This is a genomic window from Undibacterium sp. Tian12W (assembly GCF_049339405.1).
In the GTDB taxonomy this organism is placed as follows: Bacteria; Pseudomonadota; Gammaproteobacteria; order Burkholderiales; family Burkholderiaceae_D; genus Undibacterium.
On the sequence record NZ_JBMPPK010000021.1, the window covers coordinates 28,792 to 52,338 of the forward strand.

At 52.7% G+C, this 23,547-nt stretch carries 22 protein-coding genes; 10 read left to right on the forward strand and 12 right to left on the reverse strand.

Going from position 1 to position 23,547, the window contains the following annotated elements; translation table 11 throughout:
- Positions 1 to 4: 4 nt before the first annotated feature.
- Together ACO0LI_RS23850 and ACO0LI_RS23855 are read right to left on the reverse strand one after the other, a co-directional pair.
- Positions 5 to 1,336, reverse strand: a complete 1,332-nt coding sequence (locus ACO0LI_RS23850; RefSeq protein WP_423035763.1) for a radical SAM protein — start codon at positions 1,334 to 1,336, stop codon at positions 5 to 7.
- Positions 1,333 to 2,991 (reverse strand): hypothetical protein, encoded by a 1,659-nt coding sequence (locus ACO0LI_RS23855; protein WP_423035765.1) that lies wholly within the window; start codon positions 2,989 to 2,991, stop codon positions 1,333 to 1,335. Before ACO0LI_RS23855 ends, ACO0LI_RS23850 begins: the two co-directional genes overlap by 4 nt.
- Before the next feature lie 474 nt (positions 2,992 to 3,465).
- Between ACO0LI_RS23855 and ACO0LI_RS23860 the strand changes: the two genes are divergently transcribed.
- The 6 genes from ACO0LI_RS23860 to ACO0LI_RS23885 all read left to right on the forward strand — a co-directional run bounded on the left by ACO0LI_RS23860 (position 3,466) and on the right by ACO0LI_RS23885 (position 8,810).
- The gene (locus tag ACO0LI_RS23860; RefSeq protein WP_422953997.1) at positions 3,466 to 4,344 is read left to right on the forward strand and encodes an HlyC/CorC family transporter; all 879 of its coding nucleotides are present in this window, start codon (positions 3,466 to 3,468) and stop codon (positions 4,342 to 4,344) included.
- 16 nt (positions 4,345 to 4,360) lie between these two features.
- Positions 4,361 to 5,917 carry an apolipoprotein N-acyltransferase gene (lnt, locus tag ACO0LI_RS23865; RefSeq protein WP_423035767.1) on the forward strand — a complete coding sequence of 519 codons (1,557 nt, stop codon included), beginning with the start codon at positions 4,361 to 4,363 and terminating at the stop codon, positions 5,915 to 5,917.
- Between the two features lie 150 nt (positions 5,918 to 6,067).
- A complete protein-coding gene (locus ACO0LI_RS23870; RefSeq protein WP_423035769.1) occupies positions 6,068 to 6,808 on the forward strand; it encodes an alpha/beta hydrolase in 741 nt (246 codons plus the stop codon).
- Between the two features lie 75 nt (positions 6,809 to 6,883).
- A complete protein-coding gene (locus ACO0LI_RS23875; RefSeq protein WP_423035771.1) occupies positions 6,884 to 7,204 on the forward strand; it encodes a hypothetical protein in 321 nt (106 codons plus the stop codon).
- Between the two features lie 4 nt (positions 7,205 to 7,208).
- Positions 7,209 to 7,919 carry a hypothetical protein gene (locus ACO0LI_RS23880; RefSeq protein ID WP_423035773.1) on the forward strand — a complete coding sequence of 237 codons (711 nt, stop codon included), beginning with the start codon at positions 7,209 to 7,211 and terminating at the stop codon, positions 7,917 to 7,919.
- A gap of 387 nt (positions 7,920 to 8,306) precedes the next feature.
- The gene (locus tag ACO0LI_RS23885) at positions 8,307 to 8,810 is read left to right on the forward strand and encodes a hypothetical protein (protein WP_423035775.1); all 504 of its coding nucleotides are present in this window, start codon (positions 8,307 to 8,309) and stop codon (positions 8,808 to 8,810) included.
- Between the two features lie 129 nt (positions 8,811 to 8,939).
- Here the strand turns inward: ACO0LI_RS23885 and ACO0LI_RS23890 are convergent, their stop codons facing one another.
- From ACO0LI_RS23890 to ACO0LI_RS23910, 5 genes are all read right to left on the reverse strand, one after another.
- Positions 8,940 to 9,317, reverse strand: coding sequence for a hypothetical protein (locus ACO0LI_RS23890; protein WP_423035777.1), 378 nt, complete (start codon positions 9,315 to 9,317; stop codon positions 8,940 to 8,942).
- A gap of 115 nt (positions 9,318 to 9,432) precedes the next feature.
- Positions 9,433 to 10,743, reverse strand: coding sequence for an amidohydrolase family protein (locus ACO0LI_RS23895; protein ID WP_423035779.1), 1,311 nt, complete (start codon positions 10,741 to 10,743; stop codon positions 9,433 to 9,435).
- Between the two features lie 105 nt (positions 10,744 to 10,848).
- Positions 10,849 to 11,178 carry a DHCW motif cupin fold protein gene (locus ACO0LI_RS23900; protein WP_423035781.1) on the reverse strand — a complete coding sequence of 110 codons (330 nt, stop codon included), beginning with the start codon at positions 11,176 to 11,178 and terminating at the stop codon, positions 10,849 to 10,851.
- Positions 11,179 to 11,211: 33 nt separating this feature from the next.
- Positions 11,212 to 11,853 (reverse strand): Vat family streptogramin A O-acetyltransferase, encoded by a 642-nt coding sequence (locus tag ACO0LI_RS23905; protein ID WP_423035783.1) that lies wholly within the window; start codon positions 11,851 to 11,853, stop codon positions 11,212 to 11,214.
- A gap of 59 nt (positions 11,854 to 11,912) precedes the next feature.
- Positions 11,913 to 12,506, reverse strand: a complete 594-nt coding sequence (locus ACO0LI_RS23910; RefSeq protein WP_423035785.1) for a hypothetical protein — start codon at positions 12,504 to 12,506, stop codon at positions 11,913 to 11,915.
- A 369-nt stretch (positions 12,507 to 12,875) separates the two neighbouring features.
- Between ACO0LI_RS23910 and ACO0LI_RS23915 the strand changes: the two genes are divergently transcribed.
- Positions 12,876 to 14,624, forward strand: coding sequence for a DUF4214 domain-containing protein (locus tag ACO0LI_RS23915; RefSeq protein ID WP_422954304.1), 1,749 nt, complete (start codon positions 12,876 to 12,878; stop codon positions 14,622 to 14,624).
- Between the two features lie 83 nt (positions 14,625 to 14,707).
- Here the strand turns inward: ACO0LI_RS23915 and ACO0LI_RS23920 are convergent, their stop codons facing one another.
- The gene (locus ACO0LI_RS23920; RefSeq protein WP_422954305.1) at positions 14,708 to 15,289 is read right to left on the reverse strand and encodes an RDD family protein; all 582 of its coding nucleotides are present in this window, start codon (positions 15,287 to 15,289) and stop codon (positions 14,708 to 14,710) included.
- A gap of 678 nt (positions 15,290 to 15,967) precedes the next feature.
- On the opposite strand from ACO0LI_RS23920, the gene ACO0LI_RS23925 reads away from it, so the two are divergent.
- Positions 15,968 to 17,929: a methyl-accepting chemotaxis protein gene (locus ACO0LI_RS23925; RefSeq protein ID WP_423035787.1), complete on the forward strand. Its 1,962-nt coding sequence runs from the start codon at positions 15,968 to 15,970 to the stop codon at positions 17,927 to 17,929.
- 50 nt (positions 17,930 to 17,979) lie between these two features.
- Here ACO0LI_RS23925 and ACO0LI_RS23930 read toward each other — a convergent pair whose 3' ends face one another.
- From ACO0LI_RS23930 to ACO0LI_RS23945, 4 genes are all read right to left on the reverse strand, one after another.
- On the reverse strand, positions 17,980 to 18,786 hold the full coding sequence (locus tag ACO0LI_RS23930; RefSeq protein ID WP_423035789.1) for an alpha/beta fold hydrolase: 807 nt from the start codon (positions 18,784 to 18,786) through the stop codon (positions 17,980 to 17,982).
- A 485-nt stretch (positions 18,787 to 19,271) separates the two neighbouring features.
- A complete protein-coding gene (locus ACO0LI_RS23935) occupies positions 19,272 to 19,757 on the reverse strand; it encodes a hypothetical protein (protein WP_423035791.1) in 486 nt (161 codons plus the stop codon).
- Positions 19,758 to 19,815: 58 nt separating this feature from the next.
- The gene (locus ACO0LI_RS23940; RefSeq protein ID WP_423035793.1) at positions 19,816 to 20,199 is read right to left on the reverse strand and encodes a lysozyme inhibitor LprI family protein; all 384 of its coding nucleotides are present in this window, start codon (positions 20,197 to 20,199) and stop codon (positions 19,816 to 19,818) included.
- A 34-nt stretch (positions 20,200 to 20,233) separates the two neighbouring features.
- On the reverse strand, positions 20,234 to 20,794 hold the full coding sequence (locus ACO0LI_RS23945) for an O-acetyl-ADP-ribose deacetylase (RefSeq protein WP_423035795.1): 561 nt from the start codon (positions 20,792 to 20,794) through the stop codon (positions 20,234 to 20,236).
- Between the two features lie 297 nt (positions 20,795 to 21,091).
- Here ACO0LI_RS23945 and ACO0LI_RS23950 point away from each other — a divergent pair, with 297 nt between their 5' ends.
- Entirely contained in the window at positions 21,092 to 22,699 is a 1,608-nt protein-coding gene (locus ACO0LI_RS23950; RefSeq protein ID WP_423035797.1) for a methyl-accepting chemotaxis protein, read from the forward strand.
- Complete coding sequence (locus ACO0LI_RS23955) at positions 22,696 to 23,496, forward strand: substrate-binding periplasmic protein (protein ID WP_423035799.1); 801 nt, start codon at positions 22,696 to 22,698, stop codon at positions 23,494 to 23,496. Before ACO0LI_RS23950 ends, ACO0LI_RS23955 begins: the two co-directional genes overlap by 4 nt.
- Positions 23,497 to 23,547: the final 51 nt, after the last annotated feature.

Below are 23,547 nucleotides of genomic sequence, written 5' to 3' on the forward strand. Positions count from 1 at the left end.
CAGCTTATGCTGGTTTGCTGGCATGTGAGGACGGCAAGCAATGGGTAAAATAATCCGGCCTGGCCTGACTGAGTTCACAATACGACTGCAGGCAAAAAGTCAGCCACTGACGGATGTAATCGCAAGAGGCCTGGCTGCGGCTGGCTTTTTCCTGATGGCAGCCGCCAGAACACAGGTAGCGTGCCCAGCAAGTGTGGCAATCGGTCTGGGCATGGACGTGGCGCTCCTGCAAAAATTGCAGGCGTTTGGGCGCGTCCAGCGTGTGCCTGTCACCCAGCCTGTAATCATGATTGCCAATCGCACGGTGGCAGGCATACCAGTCGCCATTGCTGGCAACAGAAAAATAGCCACCACCTGCACCGCAGGGGTAAGGGCTGCTGGCACCGACATGCAATTGCTTCAAGGCCGTGGCGAAATTACTCAGGCGTATTTGCTGCCCCTGCAAGGCGCGTTGCAATTCACTGCTGGCCAGGCTGACCATCGCTTGCTCATATACTGGCCAGTCTTGCTCCTGCAATGCCAGTGCTGAACTGCTGCGCAAAGGTGAAAAGCCTATGTCCTGAAAGCCCAGTGCAGCAATGGCATCAAACTGCTGGGCCAGGTCAAGCGAGAGGCTGTTGGCAGTAGCGCGGGCCGCGAGTTTGCACATGCCGGGTTGGTCTAGCAAAGGCTGGCAGTGTTCGATGACTGCAGCAAAAGAATCGCGCTTGCCATTGAGCATGGGACGTTGGCGGTTCTGAACGACGCTGCCGCCATCAATGCTGACGGTGACTGCAAAGCGGTGTTGTCGCAATAGCTCGTGGTCTTCAGGGCGCAACAAGGTGCCATTGGTGGTGACGGAATAGCGCAAGTCCAGTTGTCGCTGTTGTGCCAGCTCAGTACTATAATGCACGCATTGATGTATCAGGGCGCGATTGACAAAGGGCTCGCCGCCTATGAAGCCCAGGGTCAGCAGCGCTTGTGGATTGGCGCCTGCCAGCAGGCGGTCTATGCTGTTGCGTGCCTGTTCCCAGTCCATGCCCTTGCTTTGCTTGCCCTCAAAATTACCCTGGCTGGCATAGCAATAACTGCAACCGAGGTTGCAACTGGAACTGACGTTCAGCGACAGGCTTTGCACGGTAGGCAGGCTTAGTGCGTCGAGGCTGACTTCATTGTCCAGAGTGCGTGCCAGCATCTGGCTGAGGGCGTGATCGAGGCTGATATCAGCATCAGTTTCCTGTTCTGGCAGGTCATAAATCTGGCTGTGCTGTACCACCAGCAAATGCTGACCCAGGCTGGACCTGAAGCGATAACTGCCTGGGGCCTGCGCCGCAGACGGGAGCGGTAACAGACTCATGGCTGGCCACCAGGCGCAGCGGTACCCATGCCAGCGAGGATTTCATCCAACCTCTCATCCGCCCGCCTGGCGACAATCGCAGAACGACCCAGCGGTGAGGTGACGGGGGTCCGGACGATTGCATCCACCCAGCTCATCAACAGATCATATTGCCAGGTACTCAGCGTCAGCGGCAGGGCATTCGAGTTGCGCATCAGTGGCGGCATTTGCATGCTGGTGGCGTTGGCTGTTTCTGGTGATCTCAGGTGAAAACTCTGGCGTATCAGTTCTTTCAGCCGGTTGGGGTGCAACTGCACAAAATCATGCAGGGCCTGCAAGTCAGACAGGTAGCGGTGGCGCGAGCGAGCATGGCTGGTCAGTGGCAGAGGATCATCGGCATTGCCATTGGATAGCGCGAAATCGGGATTACGCAAAGGATCACTGGCACCAAATGCCCTGAGCGGCAGGCGCATGCTGTCACCGGGGATGGGCTGGGGACGCCGTGCACCGGCGGGCAAGCGCATGGCCCGCAGCTCACGGTAATAATCAATGTTGAGCAGGCTCAGGGTTTCATAAGCGCGCTCGAACAGGTCTTCTACCCAGCGCTCGCGCTCGGCTGTGCTCATGGCGGCATTACGCTGGGCGATGTCGGCACTGCGGTCATTGATCTCGTCCGCCATGGACAGGAAAGGCCGACGGTCCGGCGCAAAATCAGGTGGGGCGACAAAGACATTGGCTGTGGTGCTGATGGTTCGCCCAGCCGCACCGGGGAAGCGCAAAGTGGCTTTGACCCTGGCTTCGCAGGTATCATCGACGACACCTAGCGACAGCTCGTCATTGGCATCATTGTCGTTGCCATCATCGGCGCCATCATAGGTATCCCAAGGGCTGACGATAGATGCCTGCGTGCCCGTGGTACCGCGCCAGCCTGCATCAGGGTTGAGGAAGTTGAAAGGCTCCAGTACCGGTGGTGACGGGGCACCCGTGGGTGGTTGGTGATCCTGGCTGGTATCTGGCGGGCCATATACGCGGCCCCGCGCCGGGGTAAAGCGAAAACGCAATACTTCTACATTGACTGCTGCCAGCCAGGGTTGGCCAATGCTGAGTTGGGGTTTGCTGAGCAAGAACTGTATGCTGCCCAGCGGGATATTGCGCCCCGTCGGTATCATGGGATTGGTTGCTGCGGGCGGGCTGACGGCCAGCAAAGGGGTGTTGGCATGATTGTCTGCCCTTACTACTACAGGTGGATAGGTGCCAAAGCGTAACAGCAGGTTGGAGGCGCGCCGGGCCGCCTTGTGGTTTTGCGCATTCACTTCCAGCGACAAGTTGGCAAGCGGTATCTTGAAGCGCTTCAACAGGGCTGGGGTCAGCGGTGCATCTGTCCAGCTGCTTTCTGCCGAGCCGGGCTCGCCCATTCTTGCCCAGATTTCAAAGAAGGGCGCAACGGGCCTGATCAGTTCCCCATCACGCAGGCTGATTTCTGTTGGCATATACGGCTCGACCGAACTGTCGGGCAAGATGCGCAATGACCAGTCGGGGGCAATCACAGTTTCTGCATTGGCGCGCGGTGCTGGATTTTGTATCCACTGGAAAGCTTCTTGCGGCGTACTGCTGCCACCCAGGCGGGCAATTGCCATGGGTGGATTGATAAAGATGGCCTGGATGATTGCTGACATGGATACTCTCCATTGGTAATTGGCTGTTGCTGCATGTACCACTTCTGCCGCTTCTATTACTGCTGATATTTCAATGTCAGTGCAATTACCAGCGCCAGCGTTTGCAGGATGGGCTGGTTTTGTGCAGGCGTGGATGGCGCTAGCGCTTGTACTTGAGATAGTGCTTTGTCAACCACCAGCATAAGTTGTCGAAAAACCAAAGGCAATTGATTTTTTAATCTTTTATTATCATTGGATTAATTGATGTTTTTGTACCACGTCAGCTAGTTTGCCAGTCGCCCGGTATGCCTGAAACTTGATCCACAGCCAGGCCGCCAAATATGACGGCGGGATGACAAATGGTGTTTTCCGCGGGTTTTGGTCTGCGCTTGCGCATGTTTTGCTATAGTTTTTGTAACTGCCCATGTCAAAATTTGGGAAACAGCCGCCATTTGTTGTATTCTGTAGGATTGAAACAACGGCGTTACGCCTATTATGCAAGAGCACTCTAGTAAGGTCAGACCATCTGACCTTAAACCACACAGGTCATTGTTTGAACGATTGACCGCCCTGATTTCTCCTGAACCTGAAAACCGCGCAGAGCTGCTTGAAGTATTGCACGATGCGCAAGAACGCAACCTCATTGATGCCGATGCACTGGCAATGATAGAAGGCGTGTTCCAGGTATCCGACTTGTGCGCACGCGATATCATGGTGCCGCGCGCGCAAATGGACGTCATCGACATTTCCAACCCCATAGAAGAATGGATGCCAGAAGTGCTGGAGACAGCGCATTCCCGCTTTCCTGCGGTCGATGGTGACCGTGACAAGGTGGTTGGTATCCTGCTCGCCAAGGATTTGCTGCGCTACTACGCCTCTGACGCTTTTGATGTGCGTGACATGCTGCGTCCCGTCATCTATATCCCTGAATCCAAGCGCCTGAATATCTTGCTGCGAGATTTTCGTGCCAACCGTAATCATATTGCCATGGTGGTGGATGAATACGGCGGTGTCTCCGGCCTGATTACGATTGAAGACGTGCTCGAACAAATCGTTGGCGACATCGAAGACGAATACGACTTTGAAGAAGAAGAAGGCAATATCCTGGCGCTGGAAAGCAAGGGTAATGGCAAGCGCTGGCGCATCAAGGGCCTGACCGACCTCGAACAGTTCAATAACACCCTGGGTACAACGCTGGGTTCTGACCATGTCGAAACCATAGGTGCTTATGTGGCTGATTACATGGGCGAGTTGCCGCACATGGGCGATGAATTTTCCATAGGCAACCTCTACTTTGAAGTCTTGCGTGCTGATGCGCGTGAAGTGCAGATGCTGCTGGTAGAGCAGCGACCTACCGTGCGGTCCGATGATTAAGGCTGTGCGGTCTTTATTGTCTTCCCTTTCAGTACGCTCATCCTTCCTGCTGGCACTGGTAGCAGGGGGGCTGAATGTATTGTCGTTTGCCCCCTTCCATTTCTGGCCGGTACAGATACTCAGCCTGGCACTCTTGTTCAGCCAGGTTTTGCGTGAAGGCGATACCGCCATCAGCCGCAAACGCGCAGGCTGGCTGGCCTGGGCCTATGGCCTCGGCTGGCTGACTGCCAGCACCAGCTGGCTGATATATGCGATGACGGTGTTTGGCGGCTTGCCCGGTGTCTTGTCTTTGCTGGCGTTGATGTTCCTGACTGGCGCGTTGTCCGTTTACCTGGCGGCGGCTGCCTGGGGCACACGCTGGTTGCAACAACGCTGGAAGATTTCGGCGACCGTCGCCGGCTTGCTGGTCTTGCCTGCTTTATTCACCGTGGCTGAATGGCTGCGCATCTGCTTCCTGACAGGCTTTCCCTGGACTATCTCAGGCTATGCCCACACCCATAGTCCGCTCGCCGGTTTTGCCCCTGTCATCGGCGTGCTCGGCCTGTGCTGGATCAATGCCCTGCTGGCCGGGGCGCTCGCCCTGTTACTGGTAAGTGCTGGTAGCCGCCAGCAAAAAATAACCTTACCTGCCCTGATCGTGCTGGTATTTGCTACTGGCTTTGGCCTGCAACAAATCAGCTGGACCAGGCCACAAGGCCAGCCCATACAGGTGCGCCTGTTGCAGGGCAATGTCGCGCAAGACATGAAGTTCAGCCAGGAACACCTGAACGACTCACTGGCGCTGTACCACGACATGATTACGCAAACCCCGGCGGATCTCATCGTCACGCCTGAGACAGCGCTGCCCATGCTGACTTCGCAACTGCCGCCAGACTATCTGCCCATTCTCAATACCTTTGCCCAGGACAGTGCCAGCACCGTCATCCTCGGTGTCGGTGTGCATGATGGTGGCGACAAGTATTCAAACAGCGTACTCGGCATGTCGCGCCAGTATGCCCAGCCTTACCGTTACGACAAACACCATCTCGTACCTTTTGGCGAATTCATCCCGCCGGGTTTCCGCTGGTTTGTGAACATGATGTCCATCCCCATGGGCGAGTTCTCCACCTCTGGCCCGATACAACCTGCGATGAAAGTCTCAGGTCAATGGGTCATGCCAAATATCTGCTATGAAGATTTGTTCGGTGAAGAAATTGCCGCGCAACTGTCAGCCCAACATGCTGCAGGCCAGCCGGTTGCCAGCATCTTGCTGAACGCATCCAACCTGGCCTGGTATGGGAATTCTTTTGCGATCCCCCAGCATTTGCAGATATCACAAATGCGCGTACTCGAAACAGGTCGCCCCATGCTACGCGCAACCAACACCGGGGCCACCGCAGTCATCGTACCTGGTGGCGTGGTCGAGCAGTTATTGCCCGAGAATACCCGCGCCGTGCTGGCCGCAAACGTGCAGGGCTATACTGGCATGACGCCATACATCTTCATCGGCAACCTCGGTGCTCTGGGCTTGTCTGCTCTGGGAATCTTGCTGGCGTTTGTGCTGGGGCGCAGGGCAAAAATAGATAGCTTGTAGCATTCACGCAGGAGCGGCTTCAGCCGCGAACAGCTTTGTGTGTAGAGTTTTCGCGGCTGAAGCCGCTCCTACTGAGAATGACAGCCAGTGGCAGGTACAATGAGCGCATTGCACTTCTCCCGTTCTACGTAAATCATTGCAGGAAACAATATGACAGAAGACCTCTCCATCCTGACCCGCAAAGGTACTCCACCTGATCACAACCTGATCTATGGCAGTCACGCCGACCAGGTAGCCGATATACGTTATGGCAGTGACGGCGCACGGCGTCCACTGGTAATGTTGATACACGGTGGTTTCTGGAAACCAGAATATGACAGGCAGCATACCGAGGCGATGTCCAGCGCACTGGCCGCTGAAGGCTGGACGGTAGTCACACCAGAATATCGCCGCATCCCCGGCAATCCTGACGCCAGCCTCGAAGATATCGCCAGCGCGATAGAAATGCTGCCGCACCAGGTGGCGCGACACAACGGCAAGATCATATTGGCCGGGCATTCTGCCGGCGGACATCTCGTGTTGTGGGCCGCCGTCAAATGTGCCACGCCCGCACTCGCCGGTGTACTTGCCCTGGCACCCGCCGCCGACCTGCGCATGGCCTATGATTTGAAACTGGGTGATGGTGCCGTGTTGAAGTTTCTAGGCAAAAATCCGGCTGAACGCCCGGACGCCGACCCCATGCAATTACCCGCACCTGCGGTACCAGTGACGGTGCTGCAAGGTAGTCTCGATAAAGTTGTGCCACCGGTTGTGCCTGAAGCTTATTGCAAGGCTTTCCCCAAAACGCAATTGGTACTGCTGCCTGACGCCGGGCATTTCGCTGTGATTGATCCGCAAAGTAATGCATGGCCTGCGATGTTATCGGCCTTGCGTGATTTGTCGGGAGTGTGAAAAAAATCATAGCCAAATTCCGCGACTGTCAGGTTCTGAGATGTCGCAATGCATGACTGGATTCAAGAAAAATAGATGAAGAATTTTTCTATAAAAGTCCACGCTATCGATAAGATTTCATCTGCTGCAGACGAAAATATTGACGTTCAAATTGATTTGCTTGATGGCCGAAAATTTACGGCGACTCTTTTTACACTTCGTAATTTGACGTATCTTTTAGATAAGTACCGCACTACTGGAGAGTGTGCAAATGGCACTTATATATGGGCAGCAGACATGATAGTCGTTGAGTCACTTGATGAAGCGACTATTCAGAAAACCATTGCAAGCTTAATCGAAACCGGTGACATAGAGTTTGCATGCACAGAATTGAAAAACTCAGATAGAGATGATTAGATAAATGAAACGACGAGATATTGGTATCTATATTGGAATGGTTTTAGCGGGCTCTTTGGGGATCATGAGTAATTCAAATGCTCAATCCTGGGTGATTGACGACGCTGAAACCGAGATCATGCCTATCTATACAATGACGCATACTGATGGGCAAGAATTTACCTTTGTTCGGGCGGGTTTTTGGTTTCATGAGACAAAAAAATCTGTCAAGTTGTCGTCAGTGGGTGTAATCACTGTAAATGGTATTGAATTGAAAGGAGAGCAGGGTTCAACGGGGACTTACTCTTACGTTGGAAATATTCCCGTAACAGAGGGGATATTGACGTTCAAGCTAGTTCGAAATCCAAATAAGACTATGGAGCATAGTTTTAAATTACCGACATTAGATATTTTAGACTATCCAAAAAGTTATACTCCTTATGAAACAATTAAGGTTCTATTAAAATATGCTGTACCAGCAGTTGATACAACTACTTTCAACATGTATATAAGGACACCCCAAAGAACTTTAGATCTTAATAGCAAGATCAGAAGTGATTATTTGGAATTCTCACCCATCATTAAAGTCCCTTTGCCAACTGGTACATTTGAAGCGAAAATATATAAGCAGGAGCGTACACCGCTTAAAGACATTTCAGATGCAAGCAAAATCGGATGGGGGGTGGCGTCTAATGGACGAAATTTCAAGATAGAAATTTTGGACGCAAAACCATAAAGTGTAGTAGTCGCGCCCTGATCTGACAGTTACCCGATAGTTACCCTATTTAAAGACGGCGATTGTCAGCTCGCGTAGGTGCGATTAGCGCAAGCGTAATCGTACGCATGTTTATTTATCTCGGATACTTTGAAAAGCGTGATACTTATTTTGTTGAATTCAGCAGGGCAATGCGCCGGATTTTGTTGAAATATATCAAATGACAATGAGGGCATCCGACGTATAACATACCTACGATTACGCGGACTGCTCGTATCTATGGGCTGCTGTGTTATCGGCCTTGCGTGGTTTGTCTGTGGCGTGAAAACGCTTAGACAAATTCCGCGACTGTCAGGGTAATGGGATTGTGGCGGCAATATTGGGTAACAAAAAAGAGCGAGGGAAATATTGGTAAACGCAATAAAAAAGATATGTCTGGACGTGGCAGGATTCGGGTTTATATTTTATTCGCCATTCTCCACAGCATCCATTAAACATGGTGAAGACTATTTTGAAACAACTTTTTCTGATCCAGTCGTAATTGAAAAACAAGCGACCGACGGTCGTATTATTGGCGTAAGCACTGGGACGTCTGGTCGCTTCTTTCTTGAGATATTCAGAGGTTACCCAGAACAAACTACACTAGAGCAGCACATCTTTAAGCTAAGGCTGGGTGTAGAAGTGCGTGATCGTACATTGTGCATCAGAGATCTTTTTGATTTGTTAAACTGGGATGCAGAGTGTCCTCATGAGCAGATGATCGATATTGATGATGGTTTCTATCATCTGACCTTGCTCAGTAACGAACCAGAATCAGGCGTGCTGGGAGATAATCAAGTTGTTCAACTCTATCTTCAGGAGTTGTCAGAGATGCCAAGACTTAAATACTCGGGTGTTCCAACTTTGTGTTAACCAATGATTCAATAATGAAGCATGGCAGGAAAGAAACCTAGCTCAGGTAGGTACGATTAGCGCAAGCGTAATCGTACGCATGTGTATCTGCCTAAAATGCGTTGCAAAGCCTGACGTTCATTTCGCCGCTTACTTATTCCCCTGCACCATCTGCGCATCAATATCCGCCAGGCATTCAATACCACGCTGGGTGATTACCATTTTGCCGGTTTCGGCATCGACTGCTACGTGGGCTTTCTTGCCGAGGAAGGTGGCTACCGGGCCGGGGAGGGGGGTGTCCGGGTCATTGGCAATCGCACGCAGGCCGTCTATGCATTGTTTGATGAACAGGGTTTGCCTGCCTGCATCGGTCAGTTCCAGCGTGCCGTCTTTGCGGTAAGTCATGAACTTGATGCCACACAGGCGCTTGGCGTTGCGGCTGATGCAGGCATTTGGTTTGGTGTTGCGCGGCAGCTTGCTTAATTGCTCCAGTGCGTCGTATTCATCTATGCTGAGTTTTTGATTCATTGCTGCTTTCTAAAAAAGAGATGCAAATTAAAATGAAGAATCACAGTTTGTGTTTTTCTTCTGATCTTTTCTGCATCTCTGTGCCTCGGTGTTGAGAGGTCTTGACTTAAAAAAATTACTTGTAAACCTTGCCGCTCTTCATGACGAAGTTCACTTTCGTCAGGCTCGTGACATCTGCCAGCGGGTCTGCATCAACGGCGATGATATCGGCAAACTTGCCGACCTTGATGCTGCCGACTTTTTCTTTCAGGCCCAGCAAATCTGCGGCACTGATGGTGGCTGCCTGTATCGCCTGCATGGGTGTCATGCCATACTTGACCATGTAATAAAATTGCTTGCCATTGTCACCATGCGGATAGACGCCAGCGTCTGAACCAAAGGCCATACGGGCACCGCCTTGCAGGGCTGCGCGGAAGTTATCACGCTGTTTTTGGCCTATCTCTTTTTCCTTGGCGAGGGATTCTGGCAAAAAACCTGCTTTTTCGCCCTCACCAAGAATATAGTCGTCATTATAAATGTCCATGACCAGCCATGTGCCATGTTCTTTGGCGAGTTTGATGCCTTCTTCATCAATCAGGCTGCTGTGCTCGACAGAATCGACCCCTGCGCGGATGGCGTCAGCAATGCCGCTGGCACCGTGGGCATGGGCGGCGACCTTGCGGCCCAGCTTGTGGGCTTCCTGCACGATGGCCTGCATTTCTTCGAGTGTGTATTGTTGGGCTCCAGGGGAGTCACCTTTGGATAATACGCCGCCAGTGGCGCAGATTTTGATGACATCGGCACCATACTTGGCCATTTCACGCACCTTGGTGCGCGCTGCCCAGGGGCCGTCAGCCACGCCCTTGCCGGTGTCATTGTAGTCGGGCGGCAGCAGGTTGTTGTCGCAATGGCCACCCTTGATGCCTATCGCATAGCCAGCCGCCATGATGCGCGGGCCGGGGAAGTCGCCATCATTGATGGCATCGCGCAGGGCAACGTCAGAAAAACCTTCAGAGCCAACGTCGCGCACGGTGGTGAAGCCGGCGCGCAGGGTATCGCGTGCGGCCCGTACGCCATACAGGGCGGAGCGTATTGTCGATGTCCCCAAAGAGCTGTAGCCATGCAGGTGCGGGTTGCTGGTCAGGTGGGTATGGGCATCGATGAGACCAGGCAAGACGGTCGATTTGGACAGGTCAATGAGTTTTGCAGAAGCAGGAACAGGTGTGCCCGCGATAGGGCTGATGGCAATAATGCGCTCGCCTTCGATAACGATGAGCTGGTCACGCAAGACCTTGCCGCTCTCAACATCAAGCAGGCGGCCGGCCTTGATGGCGACGATCTCTTTGGCATGCTCTGCTGCTGTCGCTGCCTGTACTACCGGGCTGTTGGCCAGCATGAGGCTGCACAGCATGCTGCTGAACAAGGTGGAGGCGAGTTTTTTTTTCATTATTGTTCCCTATGATGTTTTTATAGATGGAATTTATCCTGCTGGCGACTATAACATGCGGGGCAGCCGGGACATGCCGGATAGCGCATCGCAAGGCCCCTGAGCTTAATCGACGATAAACAGCTTTGCTCCGCTTGCCGTCGATGAGCGATGTGCCTCTGCGCCGTCAGCCACCTGGTAACTCATGCCTGCCTTCAGGGTCAGCACGCGGCCATCATCCAGTTCGGTTTGCATTTCACCTTCGAGGCAGAGCAGGATATGCCCCTTGCTGCACCAGTGGTCAGCCAGGTAGCCGGCTGTGTATTCGACCATGCGCACACGGATATCGCCAAACTTGCAGGTACGCCAATAGGCCTTGCCAGTGATGCCGGGATGCTCGGTTTTTTCTATGGCAGACCAGTCTGTCGTGCCAAAAGGGATGTCAGTAATTTTCATGTATGGATAAGAAGTAAATTGAAATGAATACGGCTATTCAGTGAGGGCGCTGGCTTTGAGTGCGCCTATATCGCCCGCAATAATCACGCTGATGTAGCGGCTGATTTTTTCTACCGGCCAGTTCCACCAGGCGATCTGCTCCAGGGTATCGATGACATCGTCGCTAAAGCGCTGGCGTATGGGTTTGGCGGGATTGCCACCGACGATGGTATAGGCTGGCACATCGGCAACCACCACGGAACGCGAAGAGATGATGGCGCCATTGCCTATCTTCACACCCGGCATGATGAGGGCTTCATACCCTATCCAGACATCGTTGCCGATGATGGTGTCACCCTTGTAGGGCAGGGACTCAAGATCCATCGGTGTTTTCTCCCAGCCATTGCCAAAAATCTGGAAAGGGTAGGTGGAGATACCTGCCATATTGTGGTTGGCCCCGTTCATGATGAACTTGACACCCCGCGCCAGCGCACAGAATTTGCCGATGATGAGCTTGTCACCGATGAAAGGGAAATGATAGAGCACATTGCGCTCGAAGTTTTCAGCATCTTCCGGGTCATCATAGTATGTGTAGTCACCGATGATGATATTAGGATTGCTGACAGTATTCTGGATATAGCAAACCTGGGGGAAGCCCTGCATGGGGTGAGGGTTTTTGGGATCGGGTCCGTGCATAAAATTCAGTATAGATTCTGTGTCGGCTTGGTGCTGGTTCAGTGTGGCTCAATGCTATTTTAGTGCTGTATATCATCCAGCAAGCGGTGCAGTGCCGCAGTCATGGCCTTGATCGAACCCTGCATGTCCCATTCATCATTATCAACATTGACGAAGTTGGATATCGCCCGCAACTCCAGGAAGGGCTGGTCTTCCTGCAAACAGGTATAGAAGAAGGCCGCACCTTCCATGTTTTCAAGATCGACGAATTCGGTTTCGACATAGTGGGCCATGGCAGCATTCAATGACATGCTGCGTGCCCTGGCGAACTCTGTGCCTGCGGGGATGAAGGGGCAGCTCAGTGTATGGCGGCGCTCAAATTCCATGTCTATGGGCAGATGGGCGAGATGGGTAAAACCATCGGGTGTGAAAAAGCCGAGGTCACCTTCGACTTCGCTTTCTATCAGCGCCACGTCACCGATCTTGAAGCTGGAATGAGGGTAAGCCCCGGCAATGCCCGCCATGATGAGCATGTCGGGTTCATATTCATAGATCGCCCGCAGGGTTGCATGGGCAGTCGCAGTGAGCCCTACACCAGAGACAATGGTGATGATGCCTTCGCGCTGGAACAGGGCGGCTTCTGTCTGGGTGGGGAAGAGGACGGCTATTTTCATGATGTCTTGCTTTCTGCTTTTGCTACCGGGCCTGGGCTGACTAGTTTGACTAGTGAATGACTTGCAGGATGCTTTGTATTTTATCAATTACGCGCACGGAAAATGGGAACTGGCGGGTTTTTTACTGCCTGTTGTATGAATTGCGTCGAAAATTTTTGGCATATACTGCATAAATAGGGGTTTTTCCGTCTGGCAAGAACTCTGAGTTTATCCGATTCGCATGATGGGATTGTGAACAACGCTGGATAGTTGGATAAAACACTGAAACTTTGAGAAAGATTGCCGTAAAGTAGTGAACTGCTATAGTCCACCAGGGCATGCTTGCTGTTTCCTCCATGATTATTTGCTGCAATAAATGCAGGTGCAACGATGGCCAAAACCAATAAAGAATTCGTCACAGGCTTGTTCCAGATACTTTGGGACAAACAACCCGATCAACAGACCGTGGATTTGTATGCGTCCCGCCTTGATTCTGGTTTGCTCACCCGCGCCGGGGTGGAATACAGTTTTTTGATTGCGCCTGAGTATAGCCCGGTTGCCGAGCAGATCGTGCGGCTTTACCTCGCTGCCTTCAACCGCATACCGGATACCGATGGTTTTACCTTCTGGATGGGCGTGCACAGGAATGGCGGCAGCAATAGCCAGATTGCCCAGGTGTTTGCACAATCAGAAGAGTTTGTCAGCAAATACGGTGCAAACTTGTCAAATAGCCAGTTCCTCGACCTGATTTACCAGAACGTGCTTGGCCGCAGCGCCGATGCGGCAGGCCGCGACTACTGGGTAGGGCAGATGAACAACGGCATGGCACGTGGTGAAATCGTCAATCAGTTTGCCCAGTCGCAAGAATTCAAGATAGCCGCCTCGACCAAGGTGTATGCCAGCGTGGTGTATACCACCCTGATAGGGCGTATGCCAACGGCGGCTGAGGCTGCTGCTGCCCCTACCAATGTCGAGCAACTGGTCTTGAAAGTGGCGCAGGCGTCTGAAGTGACACCTACCATAGGCAGTATCAGTTATTCAGCCCCGGCATTTGTCGAACAGCAGCTCAATGATGGCAGCATCACCAGCAGCATTATCCTCACCCTGACTGGCGACACCTTCAAAGGTAATGTCGGCACATCCCTGGGCAAGATCACCAATGTACCCACAGGCCTGACTGGCACCCTGGTCAAGACGACCGATACCACCGCTACCTTGACCCTGAGCGGCAAGGCCACGGCCAATGCCAGTATCAACAATGTCGCGAACCTGACGGTGACGCTGGACAATACCTCATTCACTGGCGGCAAGGTTGTCAATATCATCAATGCAGTCAAGTCTGATCTGCAGATCAATTACATCGATATCCCGCTTAATGAAACCAACCACCTGCTCAGTGGCAAAGGCGCGCTGACCACGCCGCTGGTGGTAGATCTGGGCCAGGATTTGCTGACGCTGGACGGCAAACCGCTGGCCTTGCTGAGTGGTGATATCAAGAAGGTCGATTATGTCGATCTTAGCCTGATTGCAGCGCCTGCCAGCAGCACTGGCACCACCACCGGCTCATCCGCAGGCAAGGTGACGGTGACCACCACTATCAAGGGCGATGAAGCGAATAATTTGCTGATAGGTTCGAATTACGCGAATTTCTTCACTGGCGGTGGCGGTATCGACACCATGCAGGGTGGCATAGGGGTTGATACCTATGCTTTTGGCATTACCCCGGTTGCTAATGGTGTGGATACCATCACCAATTTCACCATAGGTAAGGGGGGTGATGTATTGAATTTCTCTGCCTTCCTGAACAAGACCGGCACCACCAGGATTGCCGCTGTCAATGCTGCAGCCACTACCCCAAAAGCCTGGGCCAATGGCGATGTGCTGACGGTGCAGGGCAATGCGCTCGACACCACAAAGATCGCTGCCTTGTTTGGTACCGGCAAGGCGTTTACCGGCCCCACTGTTGCCAGCAAGATGGTCGTTATCACCGCTGACATCATAGGCGACGCCAGCATCTGGTATGTGATCAACCAGCTCGATGTCAACAACATCACGCCGGATGAAATCGTGCTGGTAGGGATATTGAAAAATGTGAATAACCTGAGCCTGGTTGGCTTTGATGTGACGAACTTTTTGTAATGTGCAGAGGGATGTACAGGGAGATGTGATGGCGGGATGCGACAGCGGAATGCTACAAAAAGGGCGGCCAGTCAGGTAGCAGCTTATTCCTTGACTACTCTGGTGCCAGCCAATATGTCACCGAGGCGCAGTCGCTTGCTGCCCAGCGCGAACAACCAATCGACCACTGTCAGTGCCAGGATATTGCGCACAAAGGATTGCGTGAGGTTACAGGGCTGCTCAGTGTCACGCTGTAGCACACGTATGCCCATAATGCGCTTGCCCAGGCTTTGCCCATCAAAGCCATCCTTGAACAAGAGGTAAAGCGACCACAATATCAGGATGGCCCGGTTAGTCTGCTTGAACAGGTTGGGCAGGGCGACGGTGATCAGCAAACCCAGCATGGCCAGTAGCAGGGCGATGCCTATCACATCAATAAGCTGGGCGGCCAGGCGATGTGACATATAGGCCAGCTTGTCATCAGCAGGTTTTTGCTGCTCGGCACTTTTCAGGTATTGCTGGCGGTGTTCCCTGAAAGCATTGATATCCACACCACGTACCGACAGTATCGATTCCACCGCAGCATACTCATGTTCAGCCAGATCAGGCTTGATACCCAGGGCGAGCAAATCCCCCGTCTCTCTTGACGCATAATTGTCATGCAATGGTGTCAGTAGCGCATTCATTCTTGCAATTCAAAGCCCAGGATAGGGGATGCCATGCTTAAGCATAGCGTATTCAACAGACAAGTTTTGCCAAAAATTGTTGCAACATATTACGGCGCGAGATGAAACTTCATTAGCCCGTAAATAAGTACAGATATCGGCGCACATATAAGCGTACATATAAGCCCAAAATAAGCCGGAAGTAAGCCATCAACCCACGCATGTGCAAACGCCGCGTGCCCGCGAGAAGCTGAAGATACCAGTCACCGGGCCAGAAATCAAAACCTTGCAAATAGCTTGTCATGTGCAAAGTAATGGCAATATGATTACTTGTTGCCATGCGGCAGCGATGCGACTCGCCAGAATACGCCTGCACCCATAGGTAAAACAACATGCATGCAAATATTTAACAATTGCGTTCAGCCCATTGATATTAATCATATTAATTGTGGGCAACGTCGTCAATTTGCAACTAAATGCTGAGACTGATGCGCAGCCGTACAGAGGCAAGTGACCATCATGCTCTTCTCAATTCCATGGTCGTTGCAATTAGTTAACATGATTCCCGAAAAAATGATTTCCAGTCTGGCTATAACAGAAGGCCGGGTTTGCCAGATGACTGCATGACAAAATCAGTGCTATGCTGCAAAAGCTGTTGCCACAGAATATCCCGTCTTTTGTCATCACTGGAGAACCGGTATGTTTTTTTCGTCGCTACGCAGGAAGCTCATCAGTATCTGTGTGTCCATCGTTGTGATTGCCATGCTTGCCATGGTGGTGGCAAATTTCTTTACCACGCGCTCGCGCACCATGGACGCCCTCAACAGCCAGTTACTGCAACTGTCTGAAAGCCATGCAACAGCCATTACCGAATGGGTCAAGTCCAAGCAGGCCGCAGTCGCCTCGCTGAAGCTGGCGGCAGAATTGCCCGAACCCCTGGGCGCACTCAAGGCGGGTGAGCAGGCCGGTGTGTTTGACATGGCCTATATCGGTTTTGCCGACAAGCATGCGGTATTCTCCCAAGACCGCAAACGCGCGGCCGACTATGACCCTACCGCACGCCCCTGGTATATCAAGGCCAGCGAAGCTGGTGGCCCCATCATTACCGCCCCCTATATCGGCGCCAGTACCGGCAAACTGGTGGTGACCTTTGCCGACCCCATAGGCGCTAAGGGCAGTATTACCGCCGTGGCCGCGGCCGATGTCATGCTCGACGTGGTGACCAGCAATGTAGGCTCGATCAAACCTACGCCAGCCAGCTTTGCGTTTTTGCTCGACGGCAGCGGCAAGATCATTGCCCACCCTAATGAGAAGTTGACGCTGAAACCACTCAGCGATCTTGATGCCAGCCTGACCACCCAGGTATTGAATGCGACTGAAGCCTCCAAGACCAGCAGCACCGTGCACCTGAACGGGCGTGAAGGCATGCTGTTCGTCACCAAAATCGCTGGTACTGACTGGCTGCTGGCAACCGTGCTGGACAGGGCAGAGGCCACTCAGGCACTGACCGCCATGCTGACCGCATCTGCCGTCACCGCCATCATCGTCGTCGCACTGGCAGCTCTGATATTGACAGCGCTGGTAGCCCAGGCCCTGAAAAAACTGGAGCTCGTGCGCGATGCCATGGCAGACATTGCGACTGGCGAAGGCGACCTGACCCGTCGTCTGGCTGCCGATGGCAAGGACGAATTGGCGCAGATCAGCGAGGCCTTCAACCGTTTTGTCGATAAGATCGCGGCGGTGCTGATAGACATACGTGCAACCAGCGGCTCGGTCAGGCTGGCCTCTGGCGAGATTGCCGCGGGCAATGCTGACCTGTCTGCCCGCACTGAAAGCCAGGCCAGCTCGCTTGAAGAAACCGCCTCATCGATGGAAGAGCTGACCTCTACCGTCAAGCAAAATGCCGACAATGCACGCCAGGCCAACCAGCTCGCTGCTTCAGCCGCCACCGTGGCAGGCAAGGGCGGTGAGGTGGTGTCGCAAGTCGTCACCACGATGGATTCGATCAAGGACAGTTCACGCAAGATCGTGGATATCATCAGCGTCATTGATGGCATTGCCTTCCAGACCAATATCCTGGCGTTGAATGCAGCAGTAGAAGCGGCGCGTGCCGGTGAGCAAGGCCGTGGCTTTGCTGTGGTAGCATCTGAAGTGCGCAACCTTGCGCAGCGTTCAGCCACTGCCGCCAAAGAAATCAAAACCCTGATTGATGATTCTGTCGTCAAGGTTGACTCTGGTTCTCGTCTGGTCGATGAAGCAGGGCAGACCATGGGCGAGATCGTCACCTCGGTCAAGCAGGTCGCCGACATCATGAGCGAGATCACCGCCGCCAGCCAGGAACAAAGCTCAGGCATAGAAGAAGTCAACCGCGCCGTGACCCAGATGGATGAAATGACGCAGCAAAACGCTGCCCTAGTTGAAGAGGCTGCGGCTGCGGCTGAGAGCCTGCAGGAACAGGCAGAACACCTGTCGAAAATCATCAGCATGTTCAAGCTCGACGATGCCCAGGCAGCCACCAGCAAACCACAGGCCAGTTCACCAAGGGGTGCAACTGGACCAAAACCCGCCAACAGATCTGTCACTGCTGTCACCAGGCCAGCATCAAGGGTGGCTGCACCCAAGGCAGCGAGTAAGCCAGATGAGCAGTGGGATGAATTTTAGGCGACGGTGTTGAGTTGCGGTTGCTCATGAATGAGTACGCGCTGCTGAACTTACTTTAAGCCGACAAGGAACTGGCAGACTCTTTTTATCACCCAGTCTTCCTGTTCCCTGTGCGGCACATGTTGCGCGCCAGCGATGATCTCCAGTTGTGCAGGGCCAGTTGTCAGCCCTGCGATCTGCTCAGGGTGCAGGTTTGAACCATATTCGTCATGCTCACCATGCAGTACCAGGGCAGGGCATCTTACTTGTGGCAGCACATCGCGCAGTGACCAGTTAGCGAAGGCGGATGACAGCCAGGTATTGATCCAGGCATTGAGCACCCATGCTGCCTTGTCACCGTGGTAGCGGCGCAGGCGGTCTAATGCGCCTGGCTGCTGGAACTGCTGTTGCGCTTCGATAAGGCCAGCCCGTGTTTTGTCTTCGACCAGGGCCTGTGCAGACTCGGTGATCAGGGCATTGCAGATGTCAGCGTAAAGTGCTGCAAAGTGCACCGCCATGCCACCGCCTACGCTATGCCCCATGACCACAAAACGTTTAAAGCCAAAGTAGCTTTGCAGCAGTGGCAAAGAAGTTGCCGCTTCCTGCGCAATAAAATCCAGGCTCAGCACATCGTCACGCGCATCCGATTGTCCAAAGCCCAGCCTGTCGTAAGCGATAACTTGTCTGCCACTGTGCTCAGCCAGCAGGGCAGGGAAATTGCGCCATAAAGCTACGCAACCGAGGGAATCGTGCAGTAGCAAAATCGGCGACTTGTTGTCATGGCCTTGATGATTTGTCGGCTGCCAGCTACAGGCATACAGCTGGCCTGCTTCGGTTTTTATTCTGTGCTCAGTTGATCTTATTTTTTCATCTCTCATTATTGGTGATCTTTCATGTCTCAGACGTTGCCACACAATCGACCGGGCTAGTGATCGAATTGCTCAGCCTGCTGTCTGAATGATAGCAGCAAGGGCAGGCAGGCAAATTGGGATTGTATAATTGTAGCCATGCAGGCAAACTGATCTTGCCAAACCGCGAACACATGGTACGCGTCATTTAGCCAATTCAAATATGCTCAAACGCCATCTTTGCCCGCAATGCCGTACTGATTTGCAGTTGACCCCGCCCATGTTTACCAGACATCGCTGGTATAAACTGGTCCGGCGGGTGAGTTATGACTGCCCATCCTGCCAAGCTGTGCTTGAGCGTCGCTTCAGTGAGATTGATATGGGCTTTGCTTCGGCATTGTCCCTGGGCATGGCTAGTGCTATGTGGGGTCCGGGCAAACCTTTATTGCTGGTGGTCGTATTGGCTTTTGGCCTTAGGTTGATTGCAGGGCGTCTTTGCTCTGTATACGTACTCGCTAAAAAGCAGGGATAGCAGATTCTATTGTGCTGCTATCAGCCGATGGCGAACCGGCAGGCGCGCATAGCTGCCTGCGTATCTCCAGGGCCATTGCACCTGCACCCCTGCCCGTGCCGCGATTGTGTTTGTGAACATTGGCTTGCGCAGTCACATCAAGCCAGACTTCTATGGAGTTGATTAGCTGGTGTTGCTGGCTAGTTTCAATTTCAAACTCGATGAATTTTTCTTGCTGGCTCAATATTGTGCCCATCACTGTGTCTCGCATCCACGGCAAATCAGCGACAAGATCAATGATGATGCTATTGCCCCAGTCTATACCGTGGGCAAGACCGGCATCATGCAAGGCCTTGGGAAGTGCATGTGCGCGCCAATAGGTGGCTGTGGTTCTCAAGCCATATTCGCTTAACCTGTTTTGCTCCTGAACATTGCGCTGTCTCTTTTTGCTTAAGCGAACAATGTCGGTGGGCGTGTCAATCTTGTTCATCAATGAATCATCACCGAATCATCACAGAGTTGCAGGGCGACACCGACGCGCAGAGGTTTTAATTCTTTTCATATTCTTCCAGATCCTTGATGCGCCGCTCAGTGTGGGTTTGCATACAGCCTATGTGCATGACATTGCGTATGGTACCGGCGATATGATATTGATAGACGGCATTGCAATCCGCCTCACGGAATTTGATCCACGCGCGTTGGGCTTCTATGAGCGTGGTCTTGGATGCCTTGTCCAGATCGCCGTCAGCAATCTGTTTGTCGAGGAACTTCATCACGCGCTGATAGACGACGTTGAGTTTCGCTTCCACTTTCTTTTGTTCTATGGATGCACACTCATTGATTTCAAGCGTGTTGGATGCCTTGCTGCAATCCAGTGCCAGGGCCAACTGGCTGGCACAGGCCAGGGTAATCAAGCAGATGAGGTAGCACATGGGTTCAGCCTTGTTGGTTGTGGTCAGTATATTTTCATGATGCCGTGTTTGCTGTTTCAGCCGATTCATCCGATTCATCCGATTCAGCCGATTCAGCCAATATGGCCTCATAAATCTTGAGGTCACTATCCGAGAAGCAACAGAAAATCACTTCCTGTAACACGGGGTAGTCGGTCAGCGCTGAGCGCACATAGTTTACCGCAATGCGAGCAGCCTGTTCTATGGGGTAGCCATAAATACCGGTGCTGATGCTGGGAAAGGCGATGCTGCTCAACTGTTTTTCTGCTGCAATGCGCATGGCGTTGTAGTAGCAAGAGGCCAGCAGGCCAGCTTCATTGTTGGTCCCGTTGCGCCACACCGGGCCCACGGTGTGGATGATGAAACTGGCGGGCAGACGATAGCCCTTGGTGAGTTTTGCTTCTCCGGTTTTACAGCCACCGAGCAGACGGCATTCATGCACCAGCTCCGGTCCTGCAGCTCTGTGTATTGCCCCATCAACGCCACCACCGCCCAGCAGGGAAGAATTGGCGGCATTGACGATGGCATCGACTTGCAGTTTGGTGATGTCGGCACGGATGGCGTGGATGTGTGGCATGGATGTAATGACTGAATCAAAAATAAGTGTCAAGATATCATGAAAACAGCCTGCTGTTATCAAGCTGTTTTCTCTATGTAAGAGGGCTGAGCTATATCATTTTCATGGTATTTTGCAATCGTTGACTTGCAAAATAGCAATTGTCTAATATGCTTGAAAGAGGTAAAACAATGAAAGCTTGCTTCACCAGACATGAAATTTGAAGGTGAAAAGCAAGTGAGGGGTTGGGCCGGGCAATATCCGGCACCAACCCCAGCTCTGCAATGCCTTATTATAAAAATATCCAGGAGACAGGCAATGAAAATTCAGAATCTGAACATAGGGACGCGTCTCGCCATCGGCTTTGGTCTGGTTATGTTGCTGGCGACGATATCCTCAGGGATAGGCTTGTGGCGTTTGCATGAGGTTGCTGACAGCACCCGTTCCATGATGCAGGAACCGCTGAAAAAAGAGCGCATGACCGAAGAATGGTACCGGATCACCGTGGCCGGGCTCAAGCGTACTCTGGCGATAGTGAAGAGCAATGACGATGCACTGGCAGAATATTTTGCCGGCGATGCCAAGGCATCGACAGTCAGGAATAATGAAATTCAAAAATACATGGAAGAGCATATCGCCTTCCCTGAAGAGAAAAAACTGCTCGACAATATCATCGCCGTGCGCAAGCAATATATTGCCCTGCGCGACGAGATCACCAAGCTGAAAAAAGACGGCAAGGCAGATGAAGCGGCAAAGTTGTTTGAAAAATTCATGCCCGTGTCGGATGCCTATCAAAAGAGTGAACTGGATTTTCTTGAGTTCCAGAAAAAAGATGTTGATGACCTGAGCCAGGAAGTCGATGCAATCGCCAAGAGCAGCTCCATGCTGATCAGCGCATTGATCATCCTGTTCATTATTCTTGGGAGTGTCTGTGCGTGGTTTCTGACCGTAGGCATCACCCGGCCCATTCAGCATGCACTGAATCTGGCACGCAGCGTGGCTGACGGTGACCTGACCACCAATATCGATGTCAAATCGGAAGACGAAACCGGGCGGCTCATGCAGGCTTTGAAAGACATGAACAACGGCCTGGTAAATATCGTCAGCGAAGTACGTAACAGCACAGACACCATCGTCGGTGCATCGACTGATATCGCCAATGGCAATATGGACTTGTCTGCCCGCACCGAGACGCAAGCAGGGTCGCTGGAAGAAACCGCGTCTTCCATGGAAGAACTGACCAGCACCATGAAGCAGAATTCACAAAACGCCCGTGACGCGAACCAGTTGGCGCATGCAGCGTCTGACGCTGCCGTCAAGGGTGGCACTGTAGTGTCGCAAGTCGTGACAACTATGGGTGCCATCAGTGATTCATCGAATAAAATCGTCGATATCATTGCCGTTATTGATGGTATTGCGTTTCAGACCAATATCCTGGCTTTGAATGCGGCTGTTGAAGCGGCCCGTGCAGGCGAGCAGGGCAGGGGCTTTGCGGTGGTTGCGTCAGAAGTGCGCAACCTGGCGCAAAGATCGGCCAGTGCGGCGAAAGAAATCAAGGCCCTTATTTCTGATTCAGTCGATAAAGTGGGGGAAGGTGCGCGCCTCGTCGATCAGGCTGGTGCGACCATGTCCGAGATCGTCGATAGCGTCGCAAAAGTGACGAGCATCATGAATGAAATCAATAACGCCAGCAAAGAGCAGTCCGCCGGCATAGACCAGATCAACAATGCCATCATACAAATGGATAGCGTGACCCAGCAAAACGCAGCCCTGGTCGAAGAAGCCGCTGCCGCCGCAAAAAGCCTGCAGGACCAGGCTGGCAATTTGTCGAATGTGGTCAGTATTTTCAAAGTGCAGCAGCAGTTCACGCACGCCAGCCCCGGCAGGGCTGTGAAATCAGACAAGAGGCTGGCATATAGGCAATGAGCAAGCCCCTGCAATTTAATCCTTTGCGGGCCGTGCAAGGCGCAGTGATATTTTTGTTACTGACGCTCATGCTGCCCGCTGGTGCTGTCAAAGAGATACATACGGCTGCCCAGGAGGCATCCGAGCCCAAGTATGTTGCCATCGTCAATCAGCAAGGCAAGCCTGCGATAGGCGGGATGTGCGTAGATATCATGCGCGCGATCGAGAAAGCTGACCCTGAGCTGCAATTTATCGGCGACCAGGTCTGGCAGCCGCGTGCGCGTATAGACGCGGGTCTGAAGGCGGGTAATATTGATGTCATTTGTGGCGTGCAACGCATAGCGCGTAATACCTCACAATACCAGTTCGCCGCGACGCCATTGTTCTCTGTCAATTACCTGCTGGCCGTGCGGGCGGATGATATCGTTGCAGTTGAAGACTGGGATGATATACGCAAGCTCGGCAATGAAGGCATCATCCTGGCCCTGCGCGGTTTTGGCATCGTCGATATCCTCACGCAAATGGGTGGTCTGAAGATAGATGATACCGCCACTTCTTCCATCTCCAACCTGAAAAAACTGCTGGCAGGACGCGGGCGGTTTTATTGTCACCGTTCACCCGGCATAGGCCTGGCAATCAGGCAGGCGGGGCTGGAAGAAAAGATCAGGCTTTTGAGCAAACCCCAACTGACAGAAAAATTCTACATGGGCATGGCAAAAACCATGTCGCCTGAGCTGGTCAGGAAGATAGGTGCCAGCCTGGTTTTGCTGGAGAAAAATGGAGAGTTGAAACGCATATTTGAGCGCTATCAGGAGTAATGTTCACTGGTTCCTTAAGCACGAACTTAAGCCAATGAGTATGCCAATGAG